Source organism: Desulfomicrobium aestuarii, from assembly GCF_055385525.1.
In genome coordinates, this window is record NZ_AP042427.1 from 1,530,740 (window position 1) to 1,549,515 (window position 18,776).

The 18,776-nt window shown below is 64.3% G+C and carries 16 protein-coding genes; 13 read left to right on the top strand and 3 right to left on the bottom strand.

Annotated features, from left to right (window positions below; all coding sequences use genetic code 11):
• The first annotated feature begins 2 nt into the window (after positions 1 to 2).
• From ACZ5AC_RS06980 to ACZ5AC_RS06990, 3 genes are all read left to right on the top strand, one after another.
• Positions 3 to 1,811 carry a phosphate ABC transporter permease gene (locus ACZ5AC_RS06980; RefSeq protein ID WP_464250228.1) on the top strand — a complete coding sequence of 603 codons (1,809 nt, stop codon included), beginning with the start codon at positions 3 to 5 and terminating at the stop codon, positions 1,809 to 1,811.
• Complete coding sequence (locus ACZ5AC_RS06985) at positions 1,799 to 2,560, top strand: phosphate ABC transporter ATP-binding protein (RefSeq protein ID WP_464250229.1); 762 nt, start codon at positions 1,799 to 1,801, stop codon at positions 2,558 to 2,560. Before ACZ5AC_RS06980 ends, ACZ5AC_RS06985 begins: the two co-directional genes overlap by 13 nt.
• 135 nt (positions 2,561 to 2,695) lie before the next feature.
• Positions 2,696 to 3,487: a PP2C family serine/threonine-protein phosphatase gene (locus tag ACZ5AC_RS06990; RefSeq protein WP_464250230.1), complete on the top strand. Its 792-nt coding sequence runs from the start codon at positions 2,696 to 2,698 to the stop codon at positions 3,485 to 3,487.
• On the opposite strand, the gene ACZ5AC_RS06995 is transcribed toward ACZ5AC_RS06990, so the two are convergent.
• The 3 genes from ACZ5AC_RS06995 to ACZ5AC_RS07005 all read right to left on the bottom strand — a co-directional run bounded on the left by ACZ5AC_RS06995 (position 3,484) and on the right by ACZ5AC_RS07005 (position 6,793).
• The gene (locus ACZ5AC_RS06995; RefSeq protein WP_464250231.1) at positions 3,484 to 4,719 is read right to left on the bottom strand and encodes a glycosyltransferase family 4 protein; all 1,236 of its coding nucleotides are present in this window, start codon (positions 4,717 to 4,719) and stop codon (positions 3,484 to 3,486) included. The two genes, ACZ5AC_RS06990 and ACZ5AC_RS06995, sit on opposite strands and share 4 nt — an antisense overlap.
• Before the next feature lie 120 nt (positions 4,720 to 4,839).
• The gene (locus ACZ5AC_RS07000; protein WP_464250232.1) at positions 4,840 to 6,120 is read right to left on the bottom strand and encodes a sensor histidine kinase; all 1,281 of its coding nucleotides are present in this window, start codon (positions 6,118 to 6,120) and stop codon (positions 4,840 to 4,842) included.
• Positions 6,110 to 6,793 carry a response regulator transcription factor gene (locus tag ACZ5AC_RS07005; RefSeq protein WP_464250233.1) on the bottom strand — a complete coding sequence of 228 codons (684 nt, stop codon included), beginning with the start codon at positions 6,791 to 6,793 and terminating at the stop codon, positions 6,110 to 6,112. Before ACZ5AC_RS07005 ends, ACZ5AC_RS07000 begins: the two co-directional genes overlap by 11 nt.
• A 103-nt stretch (positions 6,794 to 6,896) precedes the next feature.
• Between ACZ5AC_RS07005 and ACZ5AC_RS07010 the strand changes: the two genes are divergently transcribed.
• The 10 genes from ACZ5AC_RS07010 (at position 6,897) to ACZ5AC_RS07055 (ending at position 18,601) form a co-directional block, all read left to right on the top strand.
• Entirely contained in the window at positions 6,897 to 8,897 is a 2,001-nt protein-coding gene (locus ACZ5AC_RS07010) for an LTA synthase family protein (RefSeq protein WP_464250234.1), read from the top strand.
• Entirely contained in the window at positions 8,897 to 10,513 is a 1,617-nt protein-coding gene (locus ACZ5AC_RS07015; protein WP_464250235.1) for an ArnT family glycosyltransferase, read from the top strand. The genes ACZ5AC_RS07010 and ACZ5AC_RS07015 overlap by 1 nt, the downstream gene beginning before the upstream one ends.
• A 1-nt stretch (position 10,514) precedes the next feature.
• Positions 10,515 to 11,573 (top strand): metallophosphoesterase family protein, encoded by a 1,059-nt coding sequence (locus tag ACZ5AC_RS07020; protein WP_464250236.1) that lies wholly within the window; start codon positions 10,515 to 10,517, stop codon positions 11,571 to 11,573.
• 17 nt (positions 11,574 to 11,590) lie between these two features.
• Complete coding sequence (locus ACZ5AC_RS07025; protein ID WP_464250237.1) at positions 11,591 to 12,301, top strand: glycosyltransferase family 2 protein; 711 nt, start codon at positions 11,591 to 11,593, stop codon at positions 12,299 to 12,301.
• Between the two features lie 71 nt (positions 12,302 to 12,372).
• On the top strand, positions 12,373 to 12,666 hold the full coding sequence (locus ACZ5AC_RS07030) for a lipid-A-disaccharide synthase N-terminal domain-containing protein (RefSeq protein ID WP_464250238.1): 294 nt from the start codon (positions 12,373 to 12,375) through the stop codon (positions 12,664 to 12,666).
• A gap of 179 nt (positions 12,667 to 12,845) precedes the next feature.
• Complete coding sequence (locus ACZ5AC_RS07035) at positions 12,846 to 14,120, top strand: double-cubane-cluster-containing anaerobic reductase (protein WP_464250239.1); 1,275 nt, start codon at positions 12,846 to 12,848, stop codon at positions 14,118 to 14,120.
• Entirely contained in the window at positions 14,117 to 14,884 is a 768-nt protein-coding gene (locus tag ACZ5AC_RS07040; RefSeq protein WP_464250240.1) for an acyl-CoA dehydratase activase, read from the top strand. Before ACZ5AC_RS07035 ends, ACZ5AC_RS07040 begins: the two co-directional genes overlap by 4 nt.
• A gap of 320 nt (positions 14,885 to 15,204) precedes the next feature.
• Positions 15,205 to 16,782 carry a L,D-transpeptidase family protein gene (locus ACZ5AC_RS07045; protein ID WP_464250241.1) on the top strand — a complete coding sequence of 526 codons (1,578 nt, stop codon included), beginning with the start codon at positions 15,205 to 15,207 and terminating at the stop codon, positions 16,780 to 16,782.
• 50 nt (positions 16,783 to 16,832) lie between these two features.
• Positions 16,833 to 17,393 (top strand): peptidoglycan L,D-endopeptidase MepK, encoded by a 561-nt coding sequence (locus ACZ5AC_RS07050; protein ID WP_464250242.1) that lies wholly within the window; start codon positions 16,833 to 16,835, stop codon positions 17,391 to 17,393.
• Positions 17,394 to 17,545: 152 nt separating this feature from the next.
• A complete protein-coding gene (locus tag ACZ5AC_RS07055) occupies positions 17,546 to 18,601 on the top strand; it encodes an MBL fold metallo-hydrolase (protein ID WP_464250243.1) in 1,056 nt (351 codons plus the stop codon).
• Positions 18,602 to 18,776: the final 175 nt, after the last annotated feature.

Here is an 18,776-nt window from a genome sequence, read left to right on the forward strand (position 1 = left end):
GCGTGCGACAGGCTCACCCCTGCCGGCAAAATTCCACCCGATTCTGCCGGCAGCTTTTTTTCGACCGGGCGGCCAGGGCCCTGTCCTGCGGCGCGGGGTTCGTCTCCCTGGCGACGCTGGCCGCCATTTTCGCCTTCCTGGCGCTCTTGAGCCTGCCCCTCTTCACCCAGGGGCAATGGGACAGCGTCCTCCAGACGATCTGGCGCCCCTTCGAGGGCCGGTACGGCATAGGACCCATGGTCGCCGGATCCCTGATCCTGAGCTGTTCGGCCTTCGCCCTGGCCTACCCGCTGGGCGTGGGTGTCTGCCTCTTCGTTCTCGGGCCAGGGGGCGGACTCCTGCGCCGCGCGACCATGGGAGTCGTGACCTTCATGACGGCCATCCCCACCGTGGTCTACGGCTTCGTGTCCGTCTTCCTCCTCGTGCCGCTCCTGGGCAGGGCCTTCGGCGGAAGAGGCCCGTCCCTGCTGGCCGCCGTCCTGACCCTGGCCGTGCTCGTCCTGCCGACCATCGTCCTGTTCCTGCACGGGTCCATGCGCGAGACCGAGGAACGCACCCGCCTGGCCAGCGCGGCCCTGGGCTTCACACCCCTGCAGGCCCTGCTGCTGGTGGTCCTGCCCGGATCGGCCGCCGGGCTGCGCACGGCGGCGGTCATGGGCTGGTGCCGAGCCCTGAGCGACACCCTCATCCCCCTAATGCTGGCCGGCAACGCGCCGCAGTTTCCGGATTCCCTGTTCGACTCCGTCCGCACCCTGACGGCGCACATCGCCCTGGTCGTGGCCATGGACAACAGTTCTCCGGCCTTTCACTCCCTTTTTGCCTGCGGACTGACGCTCTTCGGCGTCAGCCTCGCCGCGCAGGCCGCGTTGCGTCCGCGGTCCGGAACTGCGGGACCCATGGGGGACAGGACCCTCGGCCTGCTCTCCTTCATGGCGGCGCGCCCCGCATGCCGAGCCCTGGTCTCGGTCTGGGCCTTCCTGTCCGCCGCGACGGTGCTGGCGTCCGTCGGCGCCCTGCTCGTCTTTCTGCTGTCGCGCAGCCTGTCTGTCCTCGACCTGCGCCTGTTCTTCGGCGACACGCCCATATTGGCCGCGTTCCTTGGGCGGCAGCCGGTCTGGGACGGGCTTTTCTCCGCCTGCGCCGGAACCCTGGCCCTCGTGGTCCTGGCCTCGCTCATGGCCATCCCCGTGGGCGTCGCCGGGGGCGTCGCCCTGTCCCAGTACCTGCGGGGGCCGTGGGCCGCGGCCCTGCGCTTCTCGGCCAACGCCCTGGCCGGCGTGCCGTCCATCGTCATGGGCCTCTTCGGCTTCTCGCTGATCATCCTCCTGCGGCACACCGTCGCGCCCGAGGCCAACACCAGCCTGCTGCTCTCGGCCGTGTGCATCGCCCTGCTCGTCCTGCCCTACACCATCAACGCCACAGCCCAGTCTCTGGACACCCTGCCCGAGGAACTGCGCCTGCTGGGCCCGAGCCTGGGCATGACCTCCTGGCAGAGCCTGCGGCGCATCCTGCTGCCCGCCGCGGGCCGGGGGATTCTCGGCGGCGTGGTCCTGTCCATGGGCCGCGCGGCCGAGGACACGGCCGTCATCCTCCTGACCGGGGTCGTGGCCCACGGCGGCCTGCCGCACGGGCTCTTCGACAAGTTCGAGGCCCTGCCCTTCACCATCTACTACCTGGCCGCCCAGTACCAGAGCGCCCACGACCTGGCCAAAGGCTTCGGCGCGGCCCTGACCCTGCTCGCCCTGACCGTCCTGCTGTTCTGCGTCGCGCGGGCCCTGCGGGGCCGCATGGAGAAGGAATGGAAACACTGAACCCGCATTTCACCCTGCGCGGCGTGGGCGTGACCCTGAACGGCCGCCGCATCCTCGAAGGGGTCGACCTCGATATACCCAAAGGGCGCGCAACCTTTGTCATGGGCCGCTCCGGGGCCGGCAAGACCACCCTGCTGCGCGTGCTGAACCGCCTCAATGAATGCTTTCCCGGCAGCGAAACCTGCGGGGAAGTGCTGCTGCACCTGGACCGCGGCGTCGTCCGGCCCTACTCCGGGGACATTGCCCTGCCGGAGCTGCGGCGGCTGGTCGGCATGGTCTTCCAGCACCCCAACGTCCTGCCCATGAGCATCGCGGCCAACATTACCATGCCCCTGACCACGATTCGCGGCTGCGGCCGCGACGAGGCCATGGAGGGGGCCCGCCTGGCCCTGCGGGAGGCGCAGCTCTGGGAGGAGGTCCGCGACCGGCTGGATGCCGACGCCCGCACCCTGTCGGGCGGTCAGCAGCAGCGCCTGTGCCTGGCGCGGACCCTGGCCATGAAGCCCGACGTCCTTCTCCTGGACGAGCCCACGTCGTCCCTCGACTTCATGGCGGCCAGGGGCATCGAGGAACTGCTCGTGGGGCTGAAGGGCCGCTACACGCTGGTGGTCGTCTCCCATGGGTGGGAATTCGCGGCGAGGCTGGCGGACGACATCGTCATCCTGCGGGACGGGCAGGTGCACAGGCATTCCGGGGACGGCGTCGCAGACCTCGACACGTGGCCGGAAGGTCAGGAAAGAATGCTCTGACGCGGCCGGATCTTCGGGTCCGCGTTTCAGGGGCGATCGATAGATCAGGTCGATGCAACCGCCCGGGAGGCATCGTTTCTTTCATTTTGACATCATTCCCTGAATCCGTTCACAAGGCCGCCAGGGAAGCATGCCATGCACATCGAACACGTTCTTCACCAGGGTTCCGGCGAACGGAACGAAGACTGTCTGATCATCGACCGGAACATATTCGGCGTCTTTGACGGAGCCACGAGCCTGAACGGGGCGTGTTTCGATGGCGGACTGAGCGGCGGCGCCATGGCTTCGGCCATCGCGGGGCGGACGTTTCAGCGCAATGACGGCCCTCTTGGCGGGCTGGCGGCCCGGGCCAACGATTCCATCCTGGATGGCATGAAGCGGCGCGGGGTCGACGTGTCGCTACGCTGCGGCCTGTGGAGCACGAGCGCGGCCGTGGTGAGGCTGACGGACGGAGGGGTCGAGTGGTTCCGGACGGGCGACGCCCAGGTCGTCTTCGTCGGCGAGGATGGCGACTTCAGGGTCGCGGCCGGGCGAGAGGACCACGACTACCCCACCCTGAGCATGATCCGGGAACGCGGCCGGCACCACCCGGACGTGCAGGGGCTCATCGAGACCGTGCGCCTGGGCATGAACCGGAATTACGGCGTGCTGAACGGCGAGCGCGAAGCCGAGAACTTCTTCCTGACGGGCCTGGAGCCTGCCGACAACATCCGCGCCGTGCTGCTCTTCACCGACGGCCTGGACATCCCGTGCGAAACCCCGCAACGGCGCAAGGATTTTTCAGGCCTGGTGGACGCGCACCGCAAACTCGGCCTGTCCGGCCTGCGCGACCACATCCGCAGCCTGGAGGCGGCCGACCCGGACATCGAACGCTATCCGCGCTTCAAGCGGCACGACGACATGGCGGCCATCGTCATCCATTTCTAATTCTTTCCCTGAAGTTTACGCGCCGCCCCGTACACCGCCTCGACGCGGGCGTAGATGCCCGCCCATCCGAAGGGCTCCGTGGTTCTGCGGACATAGTCCCGGTCGATGTCCACTCCCCCCGTCACATCCGCGATGGCCTCCCGCAGCGCCTGCGACAGCCGCAGCTCAAGCAGCGGCTCGTCGGCCTTGAACGGTCTGTCCACGGTCTCCAGGGGCGGCAGCTCCACCAAGCGCACCATGGGCGGCGGCGACTCGCCGAACAGCTCCCTGGAACCGGGCAGGTCCGTGGTCACGACCCGGCAGCCGCAGGCCATGGCCTCCAGCAGGACCAGCGGCAGGCCCTCGAAGAACGAGGGCAGCACGAAGATGTCGCTCTGCCGCATGAGGCTCCCGAGTTCCTGATGGGGCAGGACGCCGTGGACCGTGACCCGGTCGCCGTGCTCGGCGGCCAGCCGCAGGCACAGGTCCCGTTCCGCCCCGCTGCCGCCGCCCACCAGATGCAGGTGCCACGGCGCCTCGACCTGGCGCAGGCTACGCAGGAGCCAGGGCACGCCCTTGGAGGAATCGAGCTTGCCCGCGTAGAGCAGCTGCACCCGGCCGGGAGTCCGGTCCGGTTCCCCGGAGAAAAAACACAGCTCGTTGTAGCCGCCGCTGACGACGTCCACCCTGTCCGGGTCGACGTCCAACAGGTCCACGATCTCCCTCTTCTGCTGCCCGAAGAGGGCGATGATGCGGTCGATGCGTTGCAGCGTCCCGATCAGGGAGTCCCCCAGGTCCGGGCAGAGGCGGTGCTGCCGCAGGCACGACCCGTGGCAGGTGGTCACCAGGGGGATGTGCGGCGCGGCCTCGCGTGTCTCGGCCGTGACCATCCAGAGGTGGTTGCTGTGGATGATGTCGGGCCTGAAGTCGGCCACGGCGGCGGCGACGACTCTGCGGAAGGCCGCCCTGTACTCGACGAGCTGCAGCCGGGTCAGGGAGGAGCAGACCGTGCTGGGGTACGGCATGACGTCGCTCATGCCCATGACCGGGAAATCGAGGTCGTGGCCGTCGAAGCGGACCAGTCTGCAGTGAGCGGGCTCGATCAGGCCCGAGGGCATGGAAAATCCCGCCGACACCCCGGCCACGAGAAAGGGCTCGTGCCCCTTGGCGCGGCCCTGCAGGATCATTTCCTGGACGTATTTCCCGCTGCCCGTGAAGTCCGGTTTCTGGCTGATGACGTGGAGGATTCTCATGTGCTGCGTCCGGCGCGCCCCATGGGGCGCGGGTTGATCATGATCGACCTGCATGGGCGTTCAGACGTGGAGCTTCCGCAAAACGGCCGATGTTCCGTCGGCACCGAAATTCCATCCTTTTTAGGCGTCATCCGCTCTCCGGGAAGTTCCGAATACAACCCGGAAGCTCGAGCCTGCCTCGGGGTCGCTCCGTGCCGAAATATCCCATCCGTTGTGCTCGCAGATGCGCTTCACCAGCGACAACCCGAGCCCCAGCCCTTCGCCCCTGGCTTCCGACCCGCGTACGAAAGGCAGGAAAATACGGTCCTGCTCCCCATCTGGAATCCCCATGCCCGTGTCTTCAACCCGGAACCCGTCACGCTCCAGGACGAGGCGCACCATCCCATCGGCCGTGTAGTGCAGCGCGTTGCGCAACAGGTTGGCCATGACCGTGCGCAGGAAGGTCGGGTTGTAGCCGGCCCCGTCCGCTCCTTCGTCGATCAGCTCAAATGCCAGTCCCTTGGCGCGGATCGCCGGTCCCCACAATTCGGCCTGTTCCCGCGCAACCTCGGCCAGCGTGGCCGCCTCGGCAGCTTCGGCCGGGCCTGACCGCGCGAGCAGCAGGAACGTCCGGACCAGATCGTTCATGTCCCGCGCGGCCCGGGCGATGCGTTCGACCTGCGCGCGCTGGCCGTCCTGCAGCGGGTTTTCGAGCAGAAGCTCGCACGACGTCGAGATGACCATGAGCGGCGTGCGCAGCTCGTGGCTGACGTCGCTGGTGAAGAGGCGCTCGCGTTCGATGGACCGGCGGAGCTGGCCGAGGGTTTTGTCGAAGGCGGCCGCCAGATGTCCGATCTCGTCGTGGGCATAGGACGGGGCCAGGGGGGCCGTGCGGGTGTCGAGCTGGTCGGGGTGGCGGACCTGTCCGGCGAGCCGTGCCACCGGCGCCATGACCTGCCGGGCCATGACCACGCCAAGGCCCCAGGACAGGACGATGCACAGCAGGAAGCCCGCCACGACCACCGAGAAGAGGATCTCCTCCCTGTCCTCAAATTCCCGCTGGTCCTGCAGGAGCATGTACCGCGCGCCGTTGGCCTCCAGGACATAGACGTAGGAGGCCTCGTCCTCCTCCTCGATCTCCGTGAATCCCTCGGGGAAATCCGCGAAACGTTCAGGGATCGGGTGGCCGGCCGAGTTTGAGGCGAAAAAGCGGGTCCGGGCGTCGAGCCGCGGCTCCCTGCCGGCCCTGATGTCCTCGTGGAGGACCATGTTCAGCTTGCCGCGCAGTTCTTTCGAGATGAGCTGGTCTTCGACGAAATGGACCACGGCCACGATCCCCAGGGAAAAGGAGCCGCTGACGACCATCGTCATGAGCACGAAGGCGATGACGATGCGCCGGGAAAAGGGCAGCCTAGTAGTCATCGGCCGTCTCCGCCAGGCGGTACCCGATGCCGTGCACCGTGTGCAAGAGCGGCGAGCCGAAGGGTTTGTCCACAACCTGGCGCAGCTGATGGATGTGGCTGCGCAGGCTGTCGCTGTCGGGGCAGTCGTCGCCCCAGAGTTCGCGCTCCAGTTCCTCGCGGCGGACCACGGCCGGGCTTTTGCGCATCAGGATCTCCAGCAGTTTCAGCCCGAAGGGATGCGGTTTGAGCGTTCTGCCCGCACGTCGCACATGCAGGGTTTCCACGTCGAAAGAGAGGTCCCCGACCCGGAGTTCATGACTTCGCCCCCCCCTGGTCCGGCGCAGCACGGCCTGGATGCGCGCGTGGAGTTCGGACAGGGCGAAGGGCTTGACGAGATAATCGTCGGCGCCGGTGCCGAACCCGTGGATGCGGTCGTCCAGGGTGTCGCGGGCCGTGAGCATGATGACCGGGACGTCGAGCCTGGCGTCCTCGCGCAACCGTCTGCAGATCTGGAAACCGTCGATGCCGGGCAGCATGACGTCCAGCACGATGAGATCGTAGGTCTGGGTCGCGGCCAGGTGCAGGCCCCCGAGCCCGTCCTGGGCGCAGTCGACGCTGTAGCCCTTGAGCTGGAGGTAATCGAGCACGTTGGCGAGGATGTCGGGGTTGTCTTCAACGATCAGGATGCGCATGGATGCGGGCCTTGGATTGGGGTTTCACGAATTTTTCACGCCACCACGACATTCGGCTCACGACCGGGCGGGTAGCACGGGGCAACACCATGGAGGAATGCACATGTCCCTTGCACGATATGCCCAGGTTCGCTTTTTGACCATCATCCTGGGCGCCTGGCTGGCCGTTTTTTCTCTGACACGCCTCGTCTTGCTGGCAAGTCATCTGGGCGATGTCAATGCCGGCGTGGTCGGCCTGCCGGGCATCTTCGGCCTCGGCCTGGTCCATGACCTGAGTTTCCTCAGCTACGCGGCGCTGCCCATGGCCCTGCATTTCGCCCTGTGCCCGGCACCGGTCTGGGAATCCGGGTGGCACAAGGGCCTGCTGCGCGGCCTGATGGGGGTCACCCTTTTCGTCATGCTCTTCACGGCCGTCTCGGAATGGCTGTTCTGGAACGAGTTCGGCGTGCGCTTCAACTTCATCGCCGTCGACTACCTCGTCTATTCGAACGAAGTCATCAACAACATCCTGGAATCGTACCCCGTCTATCCCCTCCTGGCCATGCTCGTCGTACTCTCGGCGGCCGGGGTCGCCCTGTCGGGCAAGGTCGTGGACCGGGCCATCGGGGCGCCCCTGCTGTCGCGGCGCGGCCGCTGGGTGCTGTTCGCGGGCGTGGTCGGGACGAGCCTGCTTGTGACCGGCATCGCAGGGCAGGACTTCGCCGCGGGCGGGAGCGCCACGCAACGCGAACTTGCGGCCAACGGCCCGTTCCAGTTCTTCGCGGCGTTCCGCAACAACGAACTCGACTACACCCAGCTCTACGCCACGCTGCCAGGTGAGGAAGTCGGGGCCCTGCTTCGCCGGGAGGTGGCCGAACCAGGCGCCCGCTTCGTCAGCGACGACCCCCAGGACATCCGCCGCGAAATCGACAATCCGGGAGCCTTCCGGAGTCTCAATGTCGTTCTCGTCACGATCGAGAGTTTGAGCGCGAAATATCTCGGCTGTTTCGGCGATGCGCGGGGCCTGACCCCGAATCTGGACCGACTGAAGCCCGAGAGCCTCTTCTTCAGCAATTTTTTCGCAACGGGCACGCGCACGGACCGGGGTCTGGAGGCCATCACCCTGTCCGTGCCCCCGACCCCCGGCCGGTCCATCGTCAAGCGTCTGGGCCGGGAAACCGGGTACGCGAGCCTCGGCCGGCAACTGGAGGCGCGGGGCTACGACTGCGCTTTCCTCTACGGCGGCCGCGGCTATTTCGACAACATGAACGCCTTCTTCGGCGGCAACGGGTACCGAATCATAGATCAGACGAGCGTCCACGAGGAGGAAATCACCTTCAAGAACGCCTGGGGCATGTGCGACGAGGACCTCTACGCCCAGGCCCTGCGGCAGGCGGATGTCGTCCACGCCGAGGGCAGGCCGTTTTTCTTCCAGCTCATGACCACGTCCAACCACCGACCGTACACCTATCCCGAAGGCCGCATCGACATCCCGTCGGGGCACGGCCGGGACGGGGCCGTCAAATACGCGGACCACGCCATCGGCGAGTTCCTGGAAGCGGCGCGACACAGGCCCTGGTTCGGGTCCACGGTTTTCGTCTTCGTCGCAGACCACACGGCGAACAGCGCCGGCAAGGAGGACCTGCCCGTGGAGAAGTACCGCATCCCGCTCTTCATTTTCGCGCCCGGGATTGTCGAGCCGCGAGAAGTCCCGACGCTGGCCAGCCAGATCGACCTGGCCCCTACCCTGCTCGGCCTGCTGAACCTCGACTACACCTCGACCTTCTTCGGCCGGGACGTGCTGCGCGAAGATGCCGCAGGAGGCCGGGCGCTCATCGGCAATTACCAGCATCTGGGCCTCTTCGACGGGCGCAACCTCGCCATCCTGAGTCCGAAAAAGGGGATGCGCCGCCATGACGACGCCCTGGGCCTGAGCGACGAGTCGAACGGGAGCGCCCAGGACCCGCTCCTGCGCAGGGACATCGCCTACTTCCAGGGTGCGAGCCACATGTTCCAGCATGGCCTCCTGCGCTGGTCGCTCGACGCCTTGTCGAAGGCAGACGACGGGGGAGCGTCGCCATCCGGCGCCGCCGCGTTCCCGAACCGGACGCGCAGGGAGGGATGATGCTCGCAGGACGCACTCATCTGATCCGGTTGGCGGGAGGCATGATCGGTCTGGCCGTCCTGATGTACGCCACGGTGTTCGCCCACCGCGATGTGCTCGGGGTGGACATCATGGAGTCCCGAAATCTCATCACGGCCCGGGAAATGATCGAGACGGGACGGTGGTTTCTGCCCACGCTGCACGGGGAGCCGCGCCTGGCCAAGCCGCCGCTGCCGACATGGCTGACCGCCGCGGCCATGCTGGCCGGCAACGACGGGCAGGACACGAACCTGTCCGTGAACCGCGTGCCCTCCGCCCTGGCCGCCCTGCTCCTCGCCGTTTCGCTCTTCGGGCTGACCCGTCACTGGACCGGGAGCGCGGTCGCCGCCGCGTGGGCAACGGCCTTCCTGGCCACGAGCTACATGTTCGTGCTCATGGCCCGGCGCAACAGCTGGGACATCTATTGTCACGCCTTCATGCTGGCCGCCCTGTGGGGCATGGCGGTGATTGTCGACTCCTCCGTCCCCAGAAAAAAAATGGCCGTCGGGACGGGGCTGCTGCTCGGTCTTTCCGGACTGAGCAAAGGACCGGTCAGCTACTACGCCCTGCTGCTGCCCTTCACCGTGGCCCTCCTCTCGACGGGCGGCTGGAAAGGGGTCCGGGCCCACGGGAAGGAATTGGGACTGGCTCTTGGGATCGGCATCGCGCTGTCATCCGTCTGGTTCACCGCCGCCTGGCTGGCCATGCCGCATGATTTCTCCCGCATGGTGTCCACGGAACAATCGGCCTGGCTCGTGGAGCACACCAAGCCGTTCTGGTTCTACCTGCAGTTTCCGCTGATGACGGGGATATGGGCCCTGCTTGCGTGCGCCGCGCTCTGGCCGGGCCATGCGCGCCCGCTGGTCCAGCCGCTGCTGCAGTACTGGCGCCCGGTGCTGTGGAGTATCGGCTGCGTCCTTCTGCTCATGCTCGTCACGGAAAAGAAGGACCGCTATCTGCTGCCCGTCCTCATCCCGCTGTGCCAACTCATGGGCGTGTACGTGACGGGCCTGCTGCGCGACCCGGAAAAGGGCGGACGCTTCGGGAGGCTGCTCGTTGCGGCGAATTCCATGGTTTTCGGTTTCGCGTGCATCGGCATCCCGGTCGCCCTGTCCGGGCTGTGGCCACGATTTCCCGCCCTGGACGGTCTGGAACTGGGCGGGATCGCGGCGACGTCGCTGCTGGCCGCTGCGCTTTTGTACCGCGCCTGGCGCTCCCAGCGCCTGCCGGAGCTGTTCGTGGCCAAACTCACGATTCTCGGGCTCTGCTGTCTGGCCTTGCCGGCCGTTCTCCAGCCTTCCGCCGGGAACATGTCCGTTCCTCTTGAGGAAATCCGGTCATTTACTGTCGATGGGCCGGTGTTGGGCGACGGTTCCCTCAAGTTTCAGGATTCCTGGGTCATCGGCCGCAAACCGTTGGACCAGGTTGCGTATTCCGACATGGAACTGCCTGAAAAGGTTTATTTCGTTTCCCGCAAGGACAATCCGGTTCTGCCGGACAAGGTGCGCGGGTATGAGCCTGGGGCGCGCATGGATGTATACGACCTGTCCGGCAAGAAGTTGTCTTTCATCGCCCTCAATCATCAAGGCAAGCAATGACATGAGCTCGACAAACTCTTCAAATGCAACCCGGGGAAGCCTGAAAGCAGCATGGGCGCGATGTGCTTTGTGGGCGCTGGGTAGTCTCTATGTCCTTGCGGCCGGACTCCAGATCTATTCCTTTGTCGTGACACGCGACGCCCTCCAGTCTGAATTGCCAAAAAATTTCGGTAACTTCGAGAGTGTACGTGGGTCCTTGGCCGCATCCGATGCGAACAAGCCGTTCACTTTCGTCATTGTGGGCGACCCGCGCAGTTCTGCCACTTTCGAGGCTTTGGCCGAAGATATCGACAAGGCGCAGCCGGCGTTTGTCGTCATTCTCGGGGACTGGGTAAATGACGGCACCATGAATCAGCATGCATATTTTAAACGGAAAGCGCCTGATTACGGTTTCTCGTGTCCTGTTTTTTTCACTCCAGGCAATCATGACGTCGATCCGGTAGATTATCCATTGACTTCGTTCGAACGGGATTACGGCCCGCGAAATTTTTCATTTGTTTACGATGACAACATCTTTATTTTCATCAGCCATCTTGATAAGCGATTTTCCAATCGAGAATCATTGAATTACCTTCGCTCCATTGATAGCAAAACACTTTCTGCATACCGTAACCGTTTTGTCTTCATGCACATCCCGCCATGGGTTTCCCCGGACATGAAAGAACGACATACCGCAGATGAAAATGAGCTCATGCAGATTTTCGAAGACCTGAAAATTGATTACGTCGTGGCCGCTGACTTTCACGGCTACAATCGGACACGTCTTCGTGGGGTGGAATATGTAGTGACTGGTGGCGGAGGGGGACATCTGCACAATGCTCAATGGCCACAATTTCATCACGCGATAGCTTTGACTGTTGGCCAAGACATGGTCTCTGAACGAATTTTGCCTGCATCATCTCGATTTTCCATTATAAAACGGATAGACATGAACTCGATTGTTTATGTCGGCCCATTTTTTTATAGCCATTACTTTGTTATTATATTTGCAAATTTTGCATTTTTATTGCTACTCTATGCTTTTTTCAAATCTTCATGCAAATCAAAAGGTGTTCAATGACGAATAGCCCAGCAAACATGATATCTCTAGTAGTTCCAGTATACAATGAAGAGGAAAATATTCAGGAATTGTACAATGAAGTGACGAAAGCGATGTCCAACCAGACCTGTGTGTGGGAACTTGTCTTCGTCGATGACGGCAGTTCAGATCGCAGTCTGGACATCATCCGCAGTCTTTCCGACAAAGACGATTGCGTCCGCTACGTCTCGTTTGCACGTAACTGCGGACAGTCTGCGGCCTTTGCCGCGGGCTTCAGATGTGCCCGGGGCGATGCGGTGGTGACACTGGATGCGGATCTGCAAAACGACCCGGCCGACATACCCGCCATGCTCCGCGTCTACGACGGAGTGGACATGGTCATCGGGTGGCGGGCCAAAAGACAGGACAGCATTGTCAAACGTCATGCATCACGCGTCGCAAACTTGATCCGCAATGTGATCAGCCAGGAGACTGTCCGCGACACGGGGTGCTCGCTGAAGGTGATGCGGGCCGAAATGCTCAGGAACATTCCGATGTTCACGGGCATGCATAGATTCTTGCCTACGCTCATGAAACTGGAGGGGGCCCGGGTCGCCGAGGTGCGGGTCAACCACCGGCCCCGCACCAAGGGGGTCTCAAAGTATGGAATCTGGGATCGGGCCTTGGCCTCGGCTTACGATCTTCTGGCGGTGCGATGGATGAAAAAGCGCCATATCTGCTACCATATCGCGACAACCAACATGCAATAGATAACATTTGCAACTGTGCCTACTTCGTACATTCCGAATATGATTCTCGAATTTTTAACATTGGTATAGCCATGAATTCATCATCCCATTGGTTGTTGCTGACAATAGGATTTCTTGGGCAGAGTCTGTTTTTCATGCGATTTTTTTTGCAGTGGATCGTATCTGAAAAGGAAAAAAGGAGCGTCATCCCTGTCAGTTTCTGGTATTTCAGCTTGCTGGGGAGCTTTTTCCTTCTCGTTTACGCACTCTTACGTAACGACATTGTCTTCATTATCGGACAGTCCACGGGTTTCATAATCTACTTCCGCAATCTGTTCCTGATCCAACGCGAGAGAAGGCTGGTCTCTGGCAATTCCCAGCCATAACGCCCTCCCACTCCATGCGAAAGACAGGCCTCACGGTGACCATCGGACGACGCGGATGATGTTCGACATTCAGTATCGAGTCGTCTGATTGTTCTGCAAGCAATGAATCCAATATCTTGATTTGCTTCCAGGTCCGCTTTCCCGCAAAGAATGAAAAATTTGACACGGAGGAAGTTGCGATGAGCGAAGCGTATCGGGAAATGTGGGAGAATCTGAATCTGGATCTGGCCGCCCATGACGGGCTCCTGTCCGTGCTGGGCAAGTTCTACGGCGACATCTACATGAGCCAGCAGGGGCGGCTCAAGGGGATGGAGTATCTCGATTTCGTCCTTTCCGAGGTGCACGGCCTGCGCATCAAGGAACTGCAGGACGCCAAGGCCCGGGGGCGCAAGATCATCGGCACCTTCTGCGTCTTCGTGCCCGAGGAACTGGCACTAGCCCTGGACGCCGTGCAGGTCGGCCTGTGCGCCGGGGCCGACGCGGGCCGCGAGGCGGCCGAGACGCTGGTGCCGCGCAACACCTGCGCGCTGATCAAGTCCTTCATCGGCTTCAAGCTGGCGCGGCTGTGCCCCTACACCGAGTCCTGTGACCTCATCGTCGGCGAGACCACCTGCGACGGCAAGAAGAAGGCCTACGAGGCTTTCGCCGAGCACGCGCCCATGCACATCATGGAAGTGCCCCAGACCAAGACCGAAGCGGCCCGCGCACTGTGGAAGGCCGAGGTGCTGCGCTACATGGAGAAGCTGGAGGAACTGACAGGAAAGAAGGTCACAGCCGAAAAGCTGGCCGGAGCAATCAAGACCGTCAACGCCCGACGCCTGGCCCTGCAGCGCCTCAATCGCCTTCGCGCAGCCGTGCCCGCGCCCATCTCGGGCCGCGACGTGCTGCTCATCAACCAGGTCAGCTTCTACGACGACCCGGTCCGTTTCACCGCGTCCATAAACACCCTCTGCGACCAGCTCGAAGAGCGCATCAAGGCCGGCGAAGGCGTGGCCCCGGCGGACGCCCCGCGCGTCATGCTCTCGGGCTGTCCCATGGCCGTGCCCAACTGGAAGCTGCCCTACGTCATCGAGAGCTCCGGAGCGGTCATCGTCGGCGAGGAATCGTGCATCGGCACGCGCAATACCCGCGACCTGACGGACGAGTCGGGCCGGACCCTGGAGCAGATGATCGACGCCCTGTGCGACCGCTACATGAAGATCGACTGCGCCTGCTTCACGCCCAACGCCGAGCGGCTGGACAACGTCGAGTCCATGGCCCGCGACCTGAAGGTCGACGGCGTCATCCAGTACGCCCTCATGTTCTGCCAGCCCTACGCCCACGAGGGCATCAAGGTCGAAAGGCGGCTCACGGCCGGCGGCATCCCGAGCATGTCTCTGGAGACGGACTATTCCATGGAGGACGTGGAGCAGCTCAAGACCCGCGTCGAGGCCTTCCTGGAAACAGTGAGATGATCCTGGGCATCGACATCGGCTCGCGATCCATCGAGGTGGTCGGCATGGCCGGGGGCGAGGTGGTCGAAAAACGCCGCGCCCCCACCACCTTCAACCCCGTGGCCCAGTTGCGCGCGCTCCTCGACGGCCTCTCGGCGCGCCGGGCCGTGGCCACGGGCTATGGCCGCAAGCTGGTCCAGGACCTGGGCCTGGGTTTTCCGGTGGAGACCATCACCGAGATCAAGGCCCACGGACTGGGCGCGGCGCATCATTTCCCCGAGGGGCGCACGGTTCTCGACATCGGCGGCCAGGACACCAAGGCCATCGCCCTGCTCCCCGGCGGTCGGGTCGGCAAGTTCGAAATGAACGACCGCTGCGCCGCCGGAACGGGCAAGTTCCTGGAGTACACGGCCCAGATCTTCCAGATCCCCGTGCAGGAATTCGGCCTCTACGCCCTGGGCGGCGACGAACCGCCCATCATCAACTCCATGTGCACGGTCTTCGCCGAGACCGAGGCCACGTCCCTCATGGCCCAGGGGGGTCGCCCCGAGAACATCGCCCTTGGCCTGCACCTGTCCATCGCCCGCCGCACGGTGAACATGCTGCAGCGCGTCGGCCTGGTCTTCCCGCTCATCTTTGTCGGCGGCGTGGCGCACAACCCGTGCATGCGCAGACTGCTGGCCGAACAGACCGGCACCGTCGAAGGCGACACCTTGCTCGTCCCGCAGGAGCCAGACATGACCGGCGCCCTGGGTGCGGCCCTGTGGGGACAGACCTTGTCTTGAGAGCAAGTCCGCGATCAGGATGGGATGGACATGATCATCGGTCCGTCCCCGCCGCTAGCGGTTCCGACATGATCGGCCACAGAGGGGGGAATGACCGAAAGTCCCGGCGCGGCGCTTGCCCGGCAAGTGTCCAGTCGTCCCCCGCCAAGCCCGCGTCAACACCGGCGAAGACGACAAAGCGTCACGTACAGGACTGACCGCCTCCTCGCCTACTGGCCGATTGCCCTCCTGCAAAAAAATACCTACATATCAGGTAACGTTACCACCCAATCCCCGGATGCCGTCGCTTTTTTCGAGTAATCCGGTTCGGAGCCGCCAGTTTGAAAACCGCATTTCATGCCTCCCTTGCCAGGGTCACGTATCTCCAGCTGCCCTGCGCGCTGATTCTGACCTTGTTCCTCTGCGCAGCCGCCCTTGCCGCAGACGGGCTGCTCTGGTTCGACCAGGGACGGCCCACGGAGCAGGCCCGGCAGGCCGTGGGCATTCTGGCCCATGCTGAGGACGAGGGGCTCGACCCGGCAAATTACGGCGCCGGAAGGCTCGGGCTGGCCGTGGCCGCGGCTGACCGGGACCCGGTCTGGACGGGCGAGGCCCTGGCCGGTCTGGACCGCGACCTGACCGCGGCCATGCGGCGCTACCTTTCGGATCTGCATTTCGGCCAGGTCGACCCGCGCCTGATCAGCGAGAACTACTCATCCGCCGTGCGGGTCTTCGATGCGGACAAGACCCTGGAGGACGCCGTCCGCCGGAACAGGCTGATCGAGGCCGTGGCCCAGGCCGCGCCGCCCTTCCCGCTCTACGCAGAGTTGCGCCGAGCCCTGGCCCAGTACCGCAGGCTGGCGGCGGACACGGCGCAGACGCCGCTGTGGAAAACAAAGCTGCCCCCGCTCCCCGACAAGAAGGTCGAACTCGGCCAGAGCTACGAAGGGTTGCCCATGATCATCCAGCGCCTCGTGGCCCTGGGGGACATGCCCGCGGAATCGTTCGTCTCCACCCAGTATTCGCCGCAAGCGGCCGAGGGCGTCATGGCCTTTCAGGAGAGGCACGGCCTGGAGCCCGACGGCGTCATCGGCCGCCAGACCATCGCCGCCCTGGACGTCTCTCCTGCGGGCCGGGTCCGCCAGATCGAGCTGACCATGGAGCGGCTGCGCTGGACGCCGCTGCTGCAGGCCCCGCGCGTCATCGTCGTCAACGTGCCCGAGAACTATCTGGAAGCCTACGAGGTCAGGAACGGCGAGATCGAACTGAAGTCCCGCATGCGCGTCATCACGGGCACGGCCCCCGACAACCGCACCCCCATTTTCGACCTGGAGATGACGGCCATCGAGTTCAGCCCGTACTGGAACGTGCCCTACTCCATCGCCAGCAAGGAACTGGTGCCGGAACTGCGCACCTACCCCAACCGTTTCGACCGCCAGGGCTTCGAATTCGTAGCCGGGGGCAGCGTCATCAGGGAGTTCTCCTTCGCGTCCCTGGACGCGGTCATGCGCGGGGAAATGCGCATCCGACAGCGTTCCGGCCCCAAGAACGCCATGGGCCCCATCAAGTTCGTCATGCCCAACAAGGACAGCATCTACCTGCACTACACGGCCTCGCCCCGGCTCTTCGAGCGCTACCGCCGGGACCTGAGCCACGGCTGCGTGCGCGTCGAGCAGCCCGTGGAACTGGCCAAGTTCGTGCTCAGCAACCGGCCCGAATGGGACGAGGCGCGAATCCGGGCGGCCATGGACGCCGGCACGTCCTACACCCTTCCCCTCACGGAGACGGTCCGGGTCGTCATCGCCTACAAGACCGTCAAGGTCCGGGACGACGGGCAGATCCTCTTCTTCGCCGATGTCTACGGACAGGACAGGCTGCTGGACAGGGCGCTGAGCGGCTCCAGGGACAGGGTGAACTAGGGGGTTTGACCTGAGACGTTTTTTGGGTCAAAAGGGCGTCCGTGAAACACATGACGCATTCCCGCCGTGATTTTCTGGGCAGCCTTGCCAGGCTGGCGGTGGCCGGCGCCGCCGTGACCCTGACCCCGCCCATTCTGGTATCGGCCGCCATGGCCGCCCAGCCCAACGCCCGCCGACTCTGCTTCGAACACACCCACACCGGAAAGAGCCTGGACATCGTGTACGCCGTTGGCGACCGCTACGTGCCCGAGGCGCTTTCAAAGCTGAACGCCTTTCTCTGCGATCACTACTCCGGCCGCGTCGGGCGCATGGACCCCAAGCTCTTCGACCTCCTGCACCGCCTTCGGCTGACCCTGGGCAGCAAGCAGCCCATCCAGGTCGTCTCGGCCTACCGCTCGCCCGCGACGAACAAGGAGCTGCGCCGCAAGGGCCACGGCGGGGTCGCCAAGAAGAGCCTGCACATGGAAGGCAAGGCCATCGACCTGCACATCGACGGAGTATCCCTGGCGGACGTTCGCGACGCGGCCCAGCGTTTCCGCAAGGGCGGCGTGGGCTACTACCCCGGAGACGGCTTCGTCCACGTGGACACGGGCCCCGTGCGCAGCTGGTAAAGGCGGCTCCCCCTCTTTTGAAGACGTCAAGGGTGATCCCGGCCGAAAGGCCCAGGTCACCCTTTCTCTTTCCGCAGGCCCGCATGGGCATTGTGCCTCCGCCGAAAACCAACTACCTTCGGCCAACGTACACTCCCAGCCGAGGATCCCGCATGCCCGCTTCCGCCAATGGCTCCCGGCGCCTGGCCGCCGCCCTCCTGCTCGCAGCCCTGCTTTTTTCCGGCTGCGGCAACAGCTATTACCGCGGTCCCGTGACCGACCATTTCGACGGCGCAAAATTCTTCAACCCCTGGGACCCCATGCCGGGCCGCTTCATCGAATTCCTCAAGTGGCGGCTGAGCGCGGACCGCGCCCCCTGGCCCGACTCGGTGCCCGTGACGCCCGCCCTCCCCCCGCAGCGCGTCGACGGCGACGAACTGCGCGTGACCAGCGTCGGCCACGCCACGCTCCTGCTGCAGACCAGTGGCCTGAACATCCTGACGGACCCCATCTGGTCGGAGCGCGCCAGCCCCTTCGGCTTCGCCGGGCCTTCGCGCGTGGCCCAGCCGGGCGTGCGCTTCGAGGACCTCCCGCCCATCGACCTCGTGCTGGTCAGCCACAACCACTACGACCATCTGGACCTCCCGACCCTCAAGCGCCTGCACGAGGCCTTCAATCCACTGGTGCTCACGCCCCTGGGCAACGACGCCATCATCAGGGAAGCCGTGCCGGGAATGCGCCTGCAGGCCCTCGACTGGCGGCAGGGCATGGACATCGCCCCGGGCGTGCGCGTTTCCCTGGAACCCATGCAGCACTGGTCGGCCCGCGGCCTCTTCGACCGCATGGAGGCACTGTGGGGCGCGTTCGTCATCGATGCCCCGGGCGGCCCGGTCTATTTCCTGGCCGACGCGGGCTATGCCAAGGCCCTGTCCGAAGAAGTCCTGACGAAATACGGCTCGCCGCGCCTGAGCCTCATTCCCGTGGGCGCCTACGAACCCAGGTGGTTCATGGCCTACAACCACATGAACCCCGAAGAGGCCGTGCAGACCTTCCTCGATCTCGGCGGGAGGCATGCCGTGGGCACGCAGTACGAAGTCTTTGCCATGGCCGACGAAGGCTACGACGACCCGCGCCGGGATCTCGGAGCGGCCCTGCAGCGCCATGGCGTCGACCCGTCGCGTTTCCTTTTGCCGAAGCCCGGGGAATGGTTCACGCTCCCCGCAAGGTAGCAAGGGGCTTCGACGCCTGGGATCGCCGGTCAATATTTTAAAGTGATGCTTTAGGTTTTGCGTCGCGTGCGGCCATGCGATGAAAACGGATCGCGTTGGAGGCATATTCGCGGCCGACTGACGTCCTGACGGCTTGGGACGGAATTTCTCTGGATCGGGAAGGAACGGGTGGGGA